Origin of the sequence: Paenibacillus sp. FSL R5-0908, assembly GCF_038006245.1 — a bacterium.
In the GTDB taxonomy this organism is placed as follows: domain Bacteria; phylum Bacillota; class Bacilli; order Paenibacillales; family Paenibacillaceae; genus Paenibacillus_AQ; species Paenibacillus_AQ odorifer.
Map to the genome: position 1 here is coordinate 813,605 of NZ_JBBOUV010000001.1, position 16,683 is coordinate 830,287.

Annotated in this window: 11 protein-coding genes; 9 read left to right on the forward strand and 2 right to left on the reverse strand. The window is 43.8% G+C overall.

Annotated elements, in window-relative coordinates:
* Positions 1-9 precede the first annotated feature (9 nt).
* A complete protein-coding gene (locus MKZ09_RS03730) occupies positions 10-678 on the reverse strand; it encodes a DedA family protein (RefSeq protein WP_076106058.1) in 669 nt (222 codons plus the stop codon).
* A gap of 107 nt (positions 679-785) precedes the next feature.
* Between MKZ09_RS03730 and MKZ09_RS03735 the strand changes: the two genes are divergently transcribed.
* The 9 genes from MKZ09_RS03735 (at position 786) to MKZ09_RS03775 (ending at position 15,607) form a co-directional block, all read left to right on the forward strand.
* Positions 786-2,159 carry a polysaccharide deacetylase gene (locus MKZ09_RS03735; RefSeq protein WP_076207509.1) on the forward strand — a complete coding sequence of 458 codons (1,374 nt, stop codon included), beginning with the start codon at positions 786-788 and terminating at the stop codon, positions 2,157-2,159.
* A 132-nt stretch (positions 2,160-2,291) separates the two neighbouring features.
* Positions 2,292-3,650 (forward strand): DUF58 domain-containing protein, encoded by a 1,359-nt coding sequence (locus MKZ09_RS03740; RefSeq protein WP_143767371.1) that lies wholly within the window; start codon positions 2,292-2,294, stop codon positions 3,648-3,650.
* A complete protein-coding gene (locus MKZ09_RS03745) occupies positions 3,619-5,958 on the forward strand; it encodes a transglutaminase family protein (protein ID WP_076207504.1) in 2,340 nt (779 codons plus the stop codon). The genes MKZ09_RS03740 and MKZ09_RS03745 overlap by 32 nt, the downstream gene beginning before the upstream one ends.
* A gap of 162 nt (positions 5,959-6,120) precedes the next feature.
* Positions 6,121-7,659 (forward strand): glutamine-hydrolyzing GMP synthase, encoded by a 1,539-nt coding sequence (guaA, locus tag MKZ09_RS03750; RefSeq protein WP_076101410.1) that lies wholly within the window; start codon positions 6,121-6,123, stop codon positions 7,657-7,659.
* An 883-nt stretch (positions 7,660-8,542) separates the two neighbouring features.
* The gene (locus MKZ09_RS03755; protein ID WP_076207502.1) at positions 8,543-11,638 is read left to right on the forward strand and encodes a type I restriction endonuclease subunit R; all 3,096 of its coding nucleotides are present in this window, start codon (positions 8,543-8,545) and stop codon (positions 11,636-11,638) included.
* 12 nt (positions 11,639-11,650) lie between these two features.
* Positions 11,651-12,490 (forward strand): hypothetical protein, encoded by an 840-nt coding sequence (locus tag MKZ09_RS03760; RefSeq protein ID WP_076207499.1) that lies wholly within the window; start codon positions 11,651-11,653, stop codon positions 12,488-12,490.
* Positions 12,491-12,546: 56 nt separating this feature from the next.
* On the forward strand, positions 12,547-14,124 hold the full coding sequence (locus tag MKZ09_RS03765) for a type I restriction-modification system subunit M (protein ID WP_076207497.1): 1,578 nt from the start codon (positions 12,547-12,549) through the stop codon (positions 14,122-14,124).
* Between the two features lie 13 nt (positions 14,125-14,137).
* Positions 14,138-15,367: a restriction endonuclease subunit S gene (locus tag MKZ09_RS03770; protein WP_076207494.1), complete on the forward strand. Its 1,230-nt coding sequence runs from the start codon at positions 14,138-14,140 to the stop codon at positions 15,365-15,367.
* 114 nt (positions 15,368-15,481) lie between these two features.
* Positions 15,482-15,607 carry a hypothetical protein gene (locus MKZ09_RS03775; RefSeq protein ID WP_341040608.1) on the forward strand — a complete coding sequence of 42 codons (126 nt, stop codon included), beginning with the start codon at positions 15,482-15,484 and terminating at the stop codon, positions 15,605-15,607.
* A 98-nt stretch (positions 15,608-15,705) separates the two neighbouring features.
* On the opposite strand, the gene MKZ09_RS03780 is transcribed toward MKZ09_RS03775, so the two are convergent.
* Positions 15,706-16,671: a hypothetical protein gene (locus tag MKZ09_RS03780; RefSeq protein ID WP_076207491.1), complete on the reverse strand. Its 966-nt coding sequence runs from the start codon at positions 16,669-16,671 to the stop codon at positions 15,706-15,708.
* Between the last annotated feature and the right edge of the window lie 12 nt (positions 16,672-16,683).

The following is a 16,683-nucleotide window of genomic DNA, read 5'->3' on the forward strand; positions in this document are numbered from 1 at the left end:
GCGGTGGCTTCACCGTCCTTTGGAAGTTTTTTTAACCTGAGTCTGTAGCTTTATGGCAGCTTTGCGCGGGAACAGGCGGATGCTTATCTTTTTGCGGTAGCGATACAGGATTACAAGGGCAGCTATAGCTACACCGCCAGAGATAATCCATAGTGCATATAACTCGAATAAATGGAAAATACCCATCCACTGCGGACCAAATACCCGTCCTATGCCAAGAAACAGCACTACCCAGAATAATGCTCCACTATAAGCGTAGAGGGCGAATTTACGGAAGGGCAGCGCAACTATACCAGCAAAATAGCCGGTAAAGTGACGAACGCCTGGAATAAAATATCCGATGGAAATAAGGATACTGCCGTATTTCTCGAACCATTTTTGCGTTTTATCCAGCTTGGCAGGGGAGAACAGCAGCCACTTGCCGTATCGCTGGATGAAGGGCATTCCGGCTTTTAACCCAACAAAATAGGTGAGGGTCATCCCGGCTGTGGTCCCTGCAAATGCCACTAGAATCAACGTTATGAAATCAAGTCTTCCCGTATAGGAAAGAAAACCTGCAAAAGCCATGGTAGTTTCTCCGGGAAACGGCAAGGCAACGAATTCGAGCAGCAATCCAAAAAACAATACGCTATATCCATATTTGCTGAATAATTCTTGTATAAAGTTCAGCATTTCCATAAGATTCTCACTCTCCAAGGGGCAGTTGCCTTATTCTATTTTGAAGCTTGTCTTCATACAATCTACCAAATGGCTTTTGAGCCAATAGAATGCTGGAGGTAGAGAAGATGAAAGGTAACAAAAACACTCACGGCCGCCGAAACTTGATAAGCGGATTGCTTGTTATGGTTGTAATCGTCATCGTAATGCTGGGATGGAACGCAGGGGAGAGTGTAGATTCTTGGATGACTCGTTCATTACAGTCCGCAAGTGCGGAGTCTGTCTCTGTTAAGAATAATCTCCCGTTAGTGGCGATGCAAGAATTGCCTCCTAAAGCAGAGTCCATTGTGACTGCTTCTCCAGAAGTTAAATTGAATTCCGGTACGGCACAAGTATCCAAGGTGTCGACAACATATTCAGCAATTACGGCCGCAAAGAAAGCTTCAAAAACGGTCTATATTACATTTGACGACGGACCGAGTGACAATACCTTCAACGTTCTTAAAATTTTACAGCAGCAAGGTGTGAAGGCGACCTTTTTTGTCCTTGGTAATCAAGCGAAAAGCCATCCAGAGCTAATTAATGCCATATGGGAACAGGGACATGCTATTGGCAATCATACCTATAATCATAATTACCATGATTTATATAGTGGATTCACTGAATTTTGGAGCCAGATTAAAAAGACCGAAGAAATTGTTCGGGGCATTACAGGGATTCGCCCGCAACTTATCCGCGCCCCGGGCGGAACCTTTGATCACTTTGATAATACCTACTTCAATTTGTTGAAGCAAGCCGGTTATATCGTTACGGATTGGACGGTGGACAGCGGGGACTCCAAACGCAAAGGGGTACCGGCGTCTGAAATCTTAAAAGAGTCAACCGCGGATCTGAAGTCCTCTCGGGTTATTCTGCTGCTGCATGATGGCGGCGGCCATCAGGAGAGTGTTAAAGCACTGCCTGATATTATTGCGCGTTATAAGGCTGCTGGATACAGCTTTGGCCTTTTAGATGAGACGGTGGAGCCTGTACAATTCAGAGTCTCCTCGAAAGCAAACAGCTTAGGTAGAGTGAAACCTTCCGAAGCTTGGATCACCTCGAATATCATACCGAATGCAGAGCTGTTTGCGCCCGGCAAACCTTTGGTGCTGGAGGTTGGAAAGCTGGAGACGAAGCTGGCGCCAGGTGAATATACTCTGCAAAAAGGAAAATATATGGTGCCACTCCGCGCTGTGATCGAACGGCTGGGAGGGCAGATTAGCTGGGATGCGGGCAGTCGCAGTGGGAAGATTGCCTGGAACGGCAAAGATATCATCGCGGATGTGGCGAACAAGGAACTCCTGTTAAATCTTCCTGATCATGTTCAAAAGATAAACGGTGCAAGTGTGGAGATGATTGGCGGTTCTATCTGGGTATCGCTGCGTGAGCTGCTGGAGACAGCCGATCATCCTCCTTTAAATATAAGCGTGACGGAAGGTGAGCGCCGGGTAATAGCCTTCTGAGATTTAGCGCTCAGGCAGTTTTTTTAAAAGAAAAAAACAATGTCTGGGCACCCTTTTTCATGGGAAGAATAGATAGTAATAAGTTCCTCAGCTGGGAACAAGTCTAGACCCAAAGGAAGGGTGTTCGTTCCATTGTCCTCTTCAAAAAAAGTAGAACACAGATTAAATAACAAGACTGAAAGAGTTAGAAGCTATCCGCGTAGCCGTAGTGCGTTGGGTGAATGGTTGCGGATGCTGGCTGTGGCTGGAATTATAGGTGTTTTATATGCATGGCGCGGAGGCGCATCACTCTTATTTCTGCTGATCGCTGTAGGCGTTATCATGGTTGGCGGACTGATTGTTCAACTTTCAGGTCCACGGGCGATAAAGATTGAACGGACAATCACTCCAGTAAGACCGATAGCTGGAAGTACACTGCTTGTGAAGGTGCGGGTGAATTTCTCTGCCCGGCTTCCACTACCATGGCTGACTATCGCTGATTTTTGGGGGGACAGAGGACATCACAAGCTACTGTTTCCGGGATTCAGACGCTCTTTTGAATACACCTACCTTCTTGAGAATATGCCGCGGGGACATCATCATTTGCAGGGCTGTAGAGTAACCTGGGGAGATTTGCCCGGCTGGTTCACAGGCCGATCTGAGCCTGCTGAAGAGCATAGCGTTAAAGTGCTGCCAGCCCCCCTATATTATGGCGGAGCAGCCCCGGACAGCGGCTATATTAGCGGTGATTCGCTCTATTCCAGAAGGGGAAGAAGCAGCAATGATGAGACGATGGAATCGCGGGAATATGAGCCCGGTGATCCGCTTAGCCGAATTCATTGGAAGAACAGCGCCCGGCTAGGGAATTTGCAGAGCAAAGTTCCAGAACGTGAAAAGGCAAGAATGAGCTGTATCGTGTTGGCTAATGATCCCAAAAGCTATGAGATTCCAGCCAATGCACTTAAACCTCGTGGCAGTCGGGAGGAGCAGCCTCCGGTATTTGAGAAGGCGGTGTCAACGGCGATGGGGCTGATGCTCTTTGCTGAGCAGTCAGGTGCGTATGTCCAGTTATTCAGCGGAGGCTGGCCGGAAGGTATGGCTAGGCATGAAGGACTGGGCAAAATCCCAGGGAGAGTGCTGGATATTCTAACTGATATTTCTCCGAATGGAACAAGAACCCTGTCCGAGCTTTTGGAGGATGCTTCTAGAGGCTGGATTCCGGGAATGACGGTTGCTATTGTGACAGGAAAGTTAGAGGAACAATCCGCCAAGGTTATCGCTAAGTTCTTAGTGCAAGGTGTAAAAGTTGAGCTCTATTATGCTTGGGATCAGCCAGCTCCGGTGCCTGCGGAGGTAATGCTGCAGGAGATCCGCCAACCTGTGCGGGGAACGGTCGGGGATAGTCTGGGTCGTCTGGGAGCACGGATGTTTTGTCTGGATGATGCATTGCCAGCTTACAGGCTCAGGGAGGTAGAGTACCATGAATCATCCGGAAAACCAACGCTACGGTAAGCGGTTACCGGTTGACACAAGCTTCTCTATGAATGGGCACAGTGGAAAGGAACCCAAGCAGCTCCATTTGGAAAAACTGGAGAACAGTCATGCCGGTAAACAGAGAAAAATACCTCTGTATTATCGTATGCTGTTCTCTTTGGCTATTTTGGGGCTGTTTTTAGAATGGCTGCTCCCTTTATATAGAACGACTTCATTGGAAGATACTGCTAGATTGCTGCAGATTCTGATGATTTCTGCTGCCGTGCTGTTGATGTGGGGAATCCTTCAGATTCCCGGGTGGCTATTGCTAAGTATCCAATGTTTGATGATCGGCACGGCTTGGCTATATCTATGCAGCGAGAGCGTAGGGACAGGATGGCTGGGCATTTATGCAGTAGAAATTCCAAATGATCTGATTTTGCTCTTTTCCGGGCATGTCTCTCAGCTAAGCGAGATCAGCAGACTTTTGATTTTGATAGTTGGCTGGGGGCTGCTGGTATCTTCGGTGCAGCAGCTTGCACTTTTCAGAGGAAGCACGCTGCTGTTTACGGCGGTGACCCTCATTTATCTATTGGTTCTGGATATTGGCTTTGGCGTTAATACGACAACGGATGTTGTAATATCAGTGGGGCTTATTGTATGGATGCAAGCAATGAGTGGTTTGCTCCGTCTGCGGGAACGGGTGGGCAGCGTTCACCTGCCGTATGCCCGATGGGGAGTTTTGGCATTAGCGGCTGCTATATTCGTCATGATGACAGCATGGTTTGGTGGGCAGGTATATGAAGTACGACCGCCTAACCAAACTACACTCCAGTCCACCTTTGAAAAGCTGCAGGAATGGGCTTCGGGCCATATGTCGGAAGATAATGAGGCTATACCTGCAGGAACAACAGGGTATAGTACAAATGATGGAGAACTGGGGGCTCCATTATCACGCAATACCGAGCCAGTCTTCACAGCATTGACCAGCCAGCGTACCTATTGGCGCGGGGAGAGCATCGCCTATTATGACGGACGCCGTTGGATCAGAGGTGGTGAGGAATTTACTCCGCTTAACTTGTCCAGCCTGCCTCAGATTCCGGCGACGGTAACCACTACTAATGGGGGGCGGACTTTGCAACAGCGGATACAATTTGTCAGCCCCTCTTCCGGTGGAATTCCTGTATTCAATGCGGGCACCATAACGGATGTTGAGACAGTTCAACTATCCAATGGCAGCCAGCTTGGTTATGTTCTGGCGAATAAGGACAGGGATACCTTTCGTCTGCCAGATTCGGTGGGGTCAACTCGGATCACTGAGTATATAGTTGATTCTATACTTCCCGAGAGTAATCCAGTACTGCTGCGCGGGTTGGGTGATGCTGATCCTCAAGAGATAAAGAACAAATATTTGCAGCTGCCTGATTTATTACCTGAGCGAGTGAAAGCTCTGGCAGAGAAGCTCACAGCTTCCTCGGGCAACCGATATGACTCCGCAACCGCCATTCGGGATTATTTGCAAAACGGATATTCTTACACGCTGGATACCATGGTTCCGCCAGCTGGGGCTGATTTTGTGGATTATTTCCTGTTTGAGACCAAACAAGGTTACTGTGTGCATTTTGCCACAGCGATGACCGTATTACTGCGAAGCACAGGTATTCCAGCGCGGTATGTTCAAGGCTACGGACCTGGAACCCAGCAGGAGGAAGCCATGCCGGCGAAGTATTTAGTCACCCAAGGGGATGCGCATGCTTGGGTAGAGGTTTATTTTGCCGGCGCAGGTTGGGTTCCTTTCGATCCGACGCCGGGTCCTGCGCTTGCGGCTGGCTTCCCCGCGCCGGCACGGCCTGCGGCCGCGGCGATTGCACCGCAAGCAACGCGCAGCGCGGAACTGCCCGTCCTGCCGCTGGCGGGCGGGCCCTTTTCAGCGCCGCTCGCGGCCGCGGCGCTGTTTCCCGCCGCCGCTTGGCGCTGGCGGCGCAGCCTGGCTCTGCTGCTGGCCGCGCGTCGCGGCAGCAGCTTAAGCCGTGAGAGGCAGCTGCGCGCGGCCTCTCTGGCTTGGCACGGGCTGGCGGAGCGGTTTGGACCGCCGCCGCCCGGCGTTACTGGCAGGGAGTATGTGGACTCCCTGCGGATTTACGATGCCGGACTAGACGTGGCCGTCCGGCAGTTCGTCCGCCAGTGGGAGACTCTGGCGTACGCGCCAGCTTCGGCCTCCACAGCCGTGATCTCTGCCCGCGACAATTCCGTAAAATCCGCTCCCGGCCTTGGCGGCGAGCCTGCGGCTTCTGATGCGACCGCGTTTATCCGCGAATGTCTGCTCATTACCTTCCGTTTAACATAAACGGCCAAGAACGCTTAGATCCGCTATCTAATTTATGCCATAGCAAGGAAGGTTCTGCATGAAGTTTTATCACTCTCTGATTATGAGAGGCGTGTCCTCCTTTCCTTGACGATGAGAATTAACCATGAGTATAATGAATCCAATAATCAAGGGAGGCACGTAATGAACAAGCCAAATGAAATTATCGTCGTTCTCGATTTTGGGGGACAATACAACCAACTTATCGCGCGCAGAATTCGGGATCTGGGAGTATACAGCGAACTTTTGCCGTACAATACGCCAGTTGACAAGATTAAAGCACTTTCGCCTAAAGGAATTGTCTTCTCTGGCGGACCTAGCAGTGTATACGCTGAAGATGCTCCACACGTAGATCCGGCTATTTATGATCTAGGAGTGCCGATCTTCGGTATTTGTTATGGTATGCAGCTGATGGCTCATCAGCTTGATGGTAAAGTAGAACGTTCAGCTAAACGGGAATATGGTAAAGCTGATGTTGACTTTGCAGAAGGAACTGCTTTAGTTGCAGGATTGGAGAACCGCCAGACTGTATGGATGAGCCATGGTGACCATGTAGTTGAGCTTCCAACAGGCTTCAAGCTGGATGCAGGTACAGAAAGTGCTCCAATTGCAGCAATGAGCAATGCGGAGCGCAAACTGTTCGCTGTGCAATTCCACCCAGAAGTACGTCACTCCGTTCAAGGTAACGAGATGATCTCGAACTTCTTATACCAAGTTTGTGGTTGCGACGGCAAATGGACAATGGAATCGTTTATCGATGAAGCCGTTCAAGATATTCGCAATCAAGTCGGAGATAAAAAAGTACTCTGCGCTCTTAGTGGCGGAGTGGATTCTTCCGTTGTGGCTATGCTTATCCACCGTGCAATCGGAGATCAATTGACTTGTATGTTTATTGACCACGGCCTTTTGCGTAAAGGTGAAGCAGAAAGCGTTATGGAGACTTTCGTAGGCAAATTCGATATTCATGTAGTGAAAATCGATGCACGCGAACGCTTCATGAGCAAACTTGCAGGTGTTGAAGACCCTGAGCAAAAACGTAAAATCATTGGTAACGAGTTTATCTACTGCTTCGACGAAGAGTCAGCTAAGCTCGGAGATTTTTCATTCCTTGCACAAGGTACGCTTTATACGGATATCGTTGAGAGTGGAACAGCTACAGCGCAAACCATTAAATCCCACCACAATGTGGGCGGTCTGCCAGAAGATATGAAATTCAGCTTGATCGAGCCGCTAAACACCTTGTTTAAGGATGAAGTTCGTAAACTCGGTGAAGAGCTGGGCATGCCACGTGCGATCGTATGGCGTCAGCCTTTCCCAGGTCCAGGTCTTGCTATTCGTGTCTTGGGTGAAGTAACAGAGGACAAGCTTACCATCGTTCGTGATTCTGACTACATTCTGCAAGAAGAAATTGCTAAAGCGGGATTAGACCGTGAAATTTGGCAATACTTCACTGCTCTGCCTAACATGAAGAGTGTCGGAGTTATGGGGGATGCTCGTACGTATTCCTACACAGTAGGTGTTCGTGCAGTAACTTCCATCGATGGCATGACCGCTGACTGGGCACGTATCCCATGGGATGTTCTTGAAAAAATCTCTGTACGTATTGTCAACGAAGTTGAGAATGTAAACCGCGTAGTGTATGACATTACTTCGAAACCACCTGCAACGATTGAGTGGGAATAAGCAAGAGACACTCTATACACTGAAAACCGTTGATTTTATGCCGTTTAGGTAAAACTCATATGACTTTCTGATACCAAAATTCTTTTGAATTGTCTCCAAGATTGTCGCCAAAAACTCTCGCCGAATGATTGTCGGTGGGAGTTTTTATTTAGGCTTAAGCCGGTTGAGTGCGTGAAACGCGCGAAACATTTAACCACCTGCTATTGAAGTGAACCCATAAAGTTAGACATTTATCTAACTATTGCAGGTCCAGTCCGTTGGATGGGTGATACAAGTTATGACTTCAATGATGAAGCTGCAGGGGGTTCGACCTGTGATCGACGTAGACGGTCAGAAATGCCCGTAATAGCCCTTCTGCAAAGAGCGGCGAGGAGATATCCTCACCCGAAGGGGCGAAGCGTAGCGGAGCAGCCGTAAGGCTTGACGAGCGGAAAAAATGTAGACAGAGTGTAGACATGTGATTGCAGGAGAAGGATCTACCGAAGTATTGTATAAACATGTAAAAAATGAAATTCGAAAACCAGCTACTACACATGTGGAATAGGTAATATCCAAATCTAGCTCTCATTGTAGTACAATAGTCGTATTATAGAGAGGTTATGTCTTAATTTAATTACTCCCAATATATTTGGTCAGAAACGAGTTTCTTAGATACGGGGGAATTACAATATGAGATTAATAGATTTGTTTGCTAGGCGTGGTGGCTTTCATCTAGCCTTAAGTAGCCTAGGACATATATACGTTTTTGCACTCTCGAAACATTGATATCGAGCCACAAAACATGAGGGGATAGCGATAAAGCATAACACTATTATTCCTTATTCGATAATTTTGTTGCCGATGAAGAATTCAGGAAAAATCTTAATTACGGAGGATTAAGCAAATGAACCACGAAGCCCAAACAGAAAAGAGTTTCATTGAAATCTTAACTCAACGGGAAAACCAATGGACATATCGTGATGATATAAAGACCGAAGCTGCTCTGTGGGATAATTTGCGTAGACATATCAATCGTATTAACTTGGCGCGACTGGACGGTGTGCCGCTTACAGACAAAGAGTTTGAACAGTTAAAAGTTGAATTTATGAGACTGACAGCTACTCCTTTTAACGCTTCTCAATGGCTACGAGGCGAAAATGGTGTTGCCGCCATTCATGTTGAGCGGGAAGATGTGAAACGTGGCAGGGTTTCTGTTGTTCTATTCAGTAATAAGGATATTGCTGGCGGCATTTCAAGCTATGAAGTTGTAAACCAAATTAAGCCAGATGCAAATGCTGATATGCGTGGCGATGTAACCCTATTGATAAATGGCTTGCCGATTATTCATGTTGAATTAAAAGCTGAATCTGCCAAAGATGGTTATATGCAAGCGTTCGAGCAGATACAACGGTATGCAGAAGCAGGATTTTTTGATGGCATTTTTGCGACCACCCAGATTTTCGTAGTTAGTAACAAAGTATCTACAAAATACTTTGCACGTCCTGGAGCCAACACTTCTAAAGCATTTGAAGCGGCAAAGAAATTCCTGTTCAACTGGAGAACGTCGGATAATGAGCCTGTTGAAAATCTTTACGATTTCACAAGGCAGGTTTTGAGTATCCCTTCTGCCCACGAATTGATTAGCAAATTCACTATTTTGGTGGACGATCAGAAAAACCAAAAGTTTTTAATGGTTCTAAGACCGTACCAAGTCCACGCTATTCAAAAGATTATCGGTAAAGCTGCGAAGCATGAGGGAGGTTTTGTTTGGCATGCCACCGGCTCAGGGAAAACAATAACAAGTTTTGTGGCAACCAAACTTTTAGCACAGATATCCATCGGGGTAGACCGCACCGTTATGGTTGTTGATAGAACAGATTTAGACAGCCAAACCAAAGATGAGTTTAGTAAATTTGCATCTGAGTTCCACACAGGGTTGGCATCGGGCAATGTTAAAGATAATGCGCTTATTGTCGGAGTTGATAATCAACGTCAACTTAGCAATAGCCTATTAAGCAATAAAAATAACAACACCATTATCGTCACAACAATTCAAAAATTGAGTGCGGCTGTCAGAGGTGCTAAAGAAACGGAAAACAATAAATTCGAGAAGCTGAAAAGCGAACATATTGTTTTTGTGGTGGATGAGTGCCATCGTGCAGTCAGCGATGAGCAGATGAAAGAAATTAAAAAGCTCCTGCCTAACTCAACATGGTTCGGCTTAACTGGTACGCCAATTTTTGAGGAAAACCAAAAACAAGAAAACGGAACATTCGCAAGAACAACACAACAACAGTATGGAAACTTACTCCATGCCTACACAACGAAAAATGCTATGGACGATAACTCCGTTTTGAACTTCCAAGTGGAGTACCATTGCCTATTAGATGAGGATAGCAAAGCAGAATTTTTATATAGAACGGTAAAAGAAAAATACCCGAAGCTTGATCCTATCAAAAAACTTGCCGACATGACAGAAATTGAAAAAGAGGAACTGCAAGACAGAGAGTTATTTGAGCGTGATGAATATATTGAAGCGATGCTTAAAAAAATATTCAAGCGCCAATCCGTGATAGAGCGTTTTAAGGTGATAAACGGATACCCGACTATGAGTGCTGTTTTAACAACACACTCTATCGCTCAAGCTAAGCGTATTTATCACAAGCTACAAAAAATGAGAAGTAGTGGAATTTTGTTAAATGGGCGAGAGTTAGATGAACGCCACACGCTTCGTGACCCTGATTTTCCGAGAGTGACAATCACTTATTCCACTAGCGAAACTCAAGGTGAGATGAACGAAGCGCAAGCAGAAGTCAATGCCATTATGCAGGAATACAACACTGTTTTTGGTACGAATTACACAGATACCGATCAGTTTAACAAAAATATTAATAGCCGTTTAGCACGAAAAGACGCTCAATATCAAAAGGACGGAAAATGGCTTGATATGGTTATTGTAGTTGACCGTCTGCTGACAGGATTTGACGCGCCTACGATACAGACTTTGTATGTTGACCGAGAACTGAAATATCAAAAGCTGCTACAGGCATTTTCACGCACAAATCGTATTGCACCTGGCAAAGAGCATGGCATCGTGGTATCGTTCCGAAAACCTGCTACTATGCGAAAAAATGTAGAGGATGCCATTCGACTTTTTACGAACCAACAGCAAAATTGGGAAGCCTTAGTGCCACAAGAATATGCTGAGGTGAAAGCCGCATTTTTAACGGCACATGAGGAACTTCAACAAGCAAAAGACAATCTGGAAGACGACCCCAATAATATAAAAAACAAGATTGCACAAGTAAGAGCCTATCAAAAACTTGAAAAAATCCAAAGAGCCATGAAAAGCTATGAGAATTATCAAGAAGAATTTGAGGAATTTGAACATATTGTGAAGGTTCTTCCCGAAGAAAAGGGCCATTGTGAAAATCTTAAAGCTGAAATTCGAGCCGAGTTAGAGGATCAAACTGGGGATGAGATGGAAAACTTGCTCCAAGACATCGAATTTACGAGCGAACAAAGGGCTGTGCACGAGGAACGCATTGATAGCTTCTACATAAATCAGCTTCTGAACAGATATCAGAAGTCTTCGGACAAAACAGATAAATATGATTTGCGTGAAAAGATTATGAAAGAGATTAATACAAAATCCGCATCTGTTCAGGCAATATATAATGCCATCTTAGACATCATAGACAACAATCGACCGACAAAGGATTGGACGGCTTATTTCGCTGATGAAATTGAATATATACTACAGAATACTGCTGAAATATTGAAAGTGCCTGTCGCTAACCTGAGAACCAGCTTTAACGAATATCGCCCGAATAGCGGGGTTGTGCCTTTCATCAATGTAATAAACGAAGCATCAGGGTTAAGCAAAGAAGATTTTGAAGCTATGTTTAACGAAAAATACCGAAAGCGTCTTCTCGTTATAGAACAGTATTGGAAATCTGTTTTAGATGAAAATTTACTACCGCTAAAAGATGAGTGTTAGGGTGGCGATGATATGGATTTGAGTAAATTATTGAGAAAACCGCCAGCGGAGGATTACCAACAAGTTGACACGTTCTGGTTTCCAGAAGAAAGGGAAGACTATGAATATAGTGATGAAAATGAGGATGATACCTCCCTGCTAATTGGGCAACATATCATTTTAGAGGCTGGACAAGTATCTCTGAACTACTACTGCACAGAATGTGAGGACTTACGCACTTTTAACTCTGATAAAGAGCAAGGGCTTCGAGGAATTATTGTAAATAAACAAGTAATTAGCATTGATTGCATTTTGCAATGCAATTGTGGTTCAGTTGTCCATACTTGGTATTTAGTCGAAGCCGAAGAGGATATTCGGTATCAGTCACCTAAAGTACGCATATTGCATTTTAGAGAAAAATTAACCGAACGTGTGAAATTACAATCTGAGAAATACGGTGAGTTTAGCGAATGGCTCGAAAAAGCAAACCGAGCACACAGAGATGGACTTGGTTCAGGCGCAATTATTTATCTAAGAAAGGTATATGAATCTATAACCTACAGCATTGCAAATGCCAATAACATTCCTCTGTATAGAGGGAATGGAAACAGACGCTCTTTTTCTGAAATACTGAAAGAGGTGGATGAGCAGCACTCAATTATCCCAGTGTCTTTCTCGGCAAATAGATATAAACTCTTCAGCCAACTCAGTAAAATAATACATGGCGATGGAAGTGAGGAAGATGCACTTGAATATTTCGGAGCGCTGTATACATTAGTCACAAGCGTGTTAGATAATGTAACCCAGAAAGAAGAGTTAAAAAGTGCCGCACAGAAATTCAACTGGTCTACGAACAATGTAAGTACAAATTAGTGTTTGTGTCTGCAACCAACTTTCAAATAATCTGTCTACAGGAAGGAAGTAAATATATGAGTCGTTTAGAGCAACAACTATGGGCAAGCGCCGATATTCTTAGAGGGAAAATGGATGCGAGCGAATATAAAAACTATCTGCTCGGTCTTGTTTTCTATAAGTATCTTTCCGATTTGGAGCTACGCGCCGTGTACGAAGAAGCAAACGGAAAGCCCGATGAATACCCATCTCGTGATATTCAATTTGCCGAGCTTACTGATTGGTATAATGATGATGCCGAAGAACTAAAGAACACCATGCGCCGCAAACTCGGATATTTTATAGAGCCGCAATATCTGTTTTACATGCTCCGCAATAAAGCATCAAAATATGAATTTCAAATTGATGACTTGCAGACTGCCTTTATCGAGCTTTCTCGTCAAGGTGAAAGTTTTATCAGCTTGTTCGATGATGTTGACTTAAACTCAACTAAGCTCGGATCACACGCACAGCAAAAAAGTACAACCATTATGGAAGTTATAAAAACTTTAGATGAGATAGATTTGTTTGGGCATGATGGTGACGTTATTGGCGATGCTTATGAATACCTAATCGCCCAATTTGCCGCAGGCGCAGGCAAGAAAGCCGGAGAGTTCTATACCCCGCAAGCTGTTTCAAAAATCATTTCTGAGATTGTTAGTATCGGGCAAGAGGAACTAGCACCCTTCCATATTTACGACCCCGCTATGGGTTCGGGTTCGCTGATGTTGAATATCCGTCAATTTCTAAGCAATCCCGATAAGGTGTATTTTCAGGGACAGGAGCTAAACACCACCACTTACAACCTTGCTCGAATGAACCTGATTCTACATAACGTTGACCGTGAGCAAATGCGGCTCAATAATGGCGATACTTTAGATGCAGACTGGCCGACAAACGAGCCTTTCCTTTTTAACGCTGTTGTTATGAATCCTCCGTACTCTGCGAATTGGAGTGCTTCAGATAAGTTTTTAAGTGACCCACGTTTTGAACGCTATGGAAAACTTGCACCAAAATCTAAAGCCGACTTTGCGTTCTTGCTCCATGGCTATTACCACCTAAAAGACAGTGGTACGATGGGAATTGTACTGCCGCATGGTGTTCTGTTCCGTGGTGCTGCCGAGGGTGTCATTCGCAAGGTGCTTCTAGAAATAGGCGCAATAGTCGCTGTAATTGGCTTGCCCGCTAACATTTTCTATGGAACGGGCATACCAACTGTTGTTCTTATCTTGAAGAAAAACCGTGCAAGTCGTGATGTGCTTTTCATTGATGCTTCTAATGATTATGAGAAGCAAAAGAATCAAAACACCTTACGCCAGCAAGATATTCTGAAAATTGTGGATGCCTATAAAAGGCGTGAGAACATTGTGAAATACGCCCATTTAGCAAATTTTGATGAAATCGTGGCGAATGATTACAATCTCAACATTCCTCGCTATGTAGATACATTCGAGGAAGAAGAACAAATCGACATTATAGCACTTGGGCGTGAAATGTCGGACTTAAATTTGCAAATAAAACAAAAAGAAACGGATTTCTTAGCCTTGCTTGATGAGATTGCTTTGACTGACGAAACGAAAGAGCTAGTCGAAGCTACAAAGCGGATTTTTGTGTGAGGTGGTGGAGATTATGACAGAAAACAATCAGAACTTAGTACCTGAAATCCGATTTAATGGCTTCACTAACGCTTGGGAAAAGCGTAAGCTGGGGGAGTTTGCAAACTTCACAAAAGGAAACGGATATACCAAACAAGATTTAAGGCAAGACGGCACGCCAATTATATTATACGGTAGACTATATACTGCTTACGAAACTTTAATTGAAGATGTAAATACCTTTGTGGATAAGAAGGAAAACTCTGTTGTTAGCACAGGTGGCGAGGTGTTAGTTCCCTCTTCTGGGGAGTCTGCGGAAGACATATCAAGAGCTTCAGTGGTTGGAAAACCAGGAATAATATTAGGTGGAGACCTAAATGTTATTAAACCGAACGAGCAAATTCATCCTGTCTTCTTAGCTTTAGCAATTACAAACGGGGCACCAAATAAAGATATGGCAAAACGTGCTCAAGGCAAATCTGTTGTTCATTTACACAATTCAGATTTAAAAGAAATTAACATGATTTTTCCTGAAATTGAAGAGCAAAGAAATATAGTGAAATTCAATTTACAACTCGACAACCTCATCACCCTTCATCAGCGTAAGCTGGATGGGCTTGTAACGCTGAAGGACGGGTTTCTACAGCAGATGTTTCCAGCAGGCGATGAAGTCATGCCAAGAGTAAGATTCGCAGGATTTATAGGTAATTGGGAAGAGCGGCGACTGGGGGAAATGCTTACGGAAAGAAATGAGCAATTTGAGGAATCGGAAGATTACCCATTAATGTCGTTCGTAGGGAATGTTGGTGTTGTACCCAAGGGGGAACAGTATGACAGAAGTTTTTTGGTAAAAGGTGATGGAAAAAAATACAAAAAAACCGAACTGAATGACTTTATATACAGTTCAAACAACTTAGAAACAGGGTCTATCGGTCTTAATAGAACAGGCAAGGCAGTAATATCGCCCGTATATAGCATTTTCTATTCAAGCAACGATTCAGAGAGTCTATTTGTTGGATTACTATCCAAACGGAAAGACTTCATTAATAAAATGATTCATTTTCGACAAGGTGTAATGTACGGACAGTGGCGCATACACGAAAGGGATTTTTTAAAGATAATCGTTTTAGCACCCACAATTTCTGAACAAAACAGAATCATTGACTTTTTTGAGAACTTCGACGAGCAAATCGCCGCCCAAACTGCTAAACTTGAGCTGCTACGACAGTTAAAGGCGGCGTATTTACAAAAGATGTTTATATGAGCGCGGATAAATGCCGTACGATTTTATCGTTATCTTGATTCTCTAACTCTTGAATGATGTGCAAATATGCTTCCTGCAGAAAAACACAGCAGCTTCAATAAGAGCAGTTAGAAATTGGTTCGCGCTATGACTCGTAAGCTGATCAATGATGATACGTTTCAGATGAGCAATACCGCTTTAAAGGATGAACAACATGCTATGAAGGCAAGAGCGGCCATCTTGGAGGCGATTCTGAGTTAGTGTGAAGCAAGCCAATGAACGTATTGTGCAAAAATCAAGGAAGAAGTCAGGCGCTTTACAAAGTTGCAAATATTCGTTGGTGATGGTGTAGAATTATTTCAGTCTACATCATCACCTTTTTGTTTTCCGCTAAAATAGTATTTGTTAATCACCTCAAGCTCTATCGTTTGCACAATTTGTAATTTAGTAATGTATGCTAAGGAGGATTCCACCAATAATTTTAGCGTATGTTCAACTAACGTCCATGACTCATCTTTCATTTCTTTAGCTATCAAAAACCCAAATTTCTTATAATCAGAAATAATTATATTGCGAGCCCTTAATCCCAAGGAATCCTCGTTCGGAACATATTCCTGAAGAAACCTAGTTAAACGTGAGACGAAATTATTTAATTTCTTATCAAGTTTCTTCAAAGAATCCCCTTCCTGCATTATGAACTCTACAAACAAATTATGAATTTGTTTTCCGCACTTATAGTAAAGAAATTCAATTGCGTTTTTTTGTATGGATTCATATTCTTCAACAATATCATCCTCATTAAGATTATAAAAATGAGAAGAAATATTTAATTGACTGTTAGGAAATTTGGGCATTTCTATTTCACCAATCACAAACATTTGCCAATATGAGTGATATTCAGCATACGGAACATAGTCAAATAGCATGTTATTATATGTTTCTTTTAATTTGTCATCATCCCCATATAAAACATCAATAAGAAGCTTCTCAAAAAAAGCTTTAGATAGGTCACTATTTTCAAAATGTCCCCATAGTAATTCACGTTTATTTTTAAATCCCAACTTCTCTGTTAAATGTACCAATAGCGATTCAGATATTAAATACGGATTTTTCCTAGGATATGCTTTTCCGCCTGCAATATTTTTGATAATTGAAAGGTCGTATTTCGCGGATCTTTGTTTTTTTTCTGCATTATATCCATCATAGTCATCCTTATTTTCATATCCTGCTAATTGGTAATACGACAAATTCAACTCATCTTTTTTTACATGTACTCTTTTCCCAATCTCAGAGAAAATGTGCTTTTTGGTTTCTTTATAAATCATATTACCTCCTAA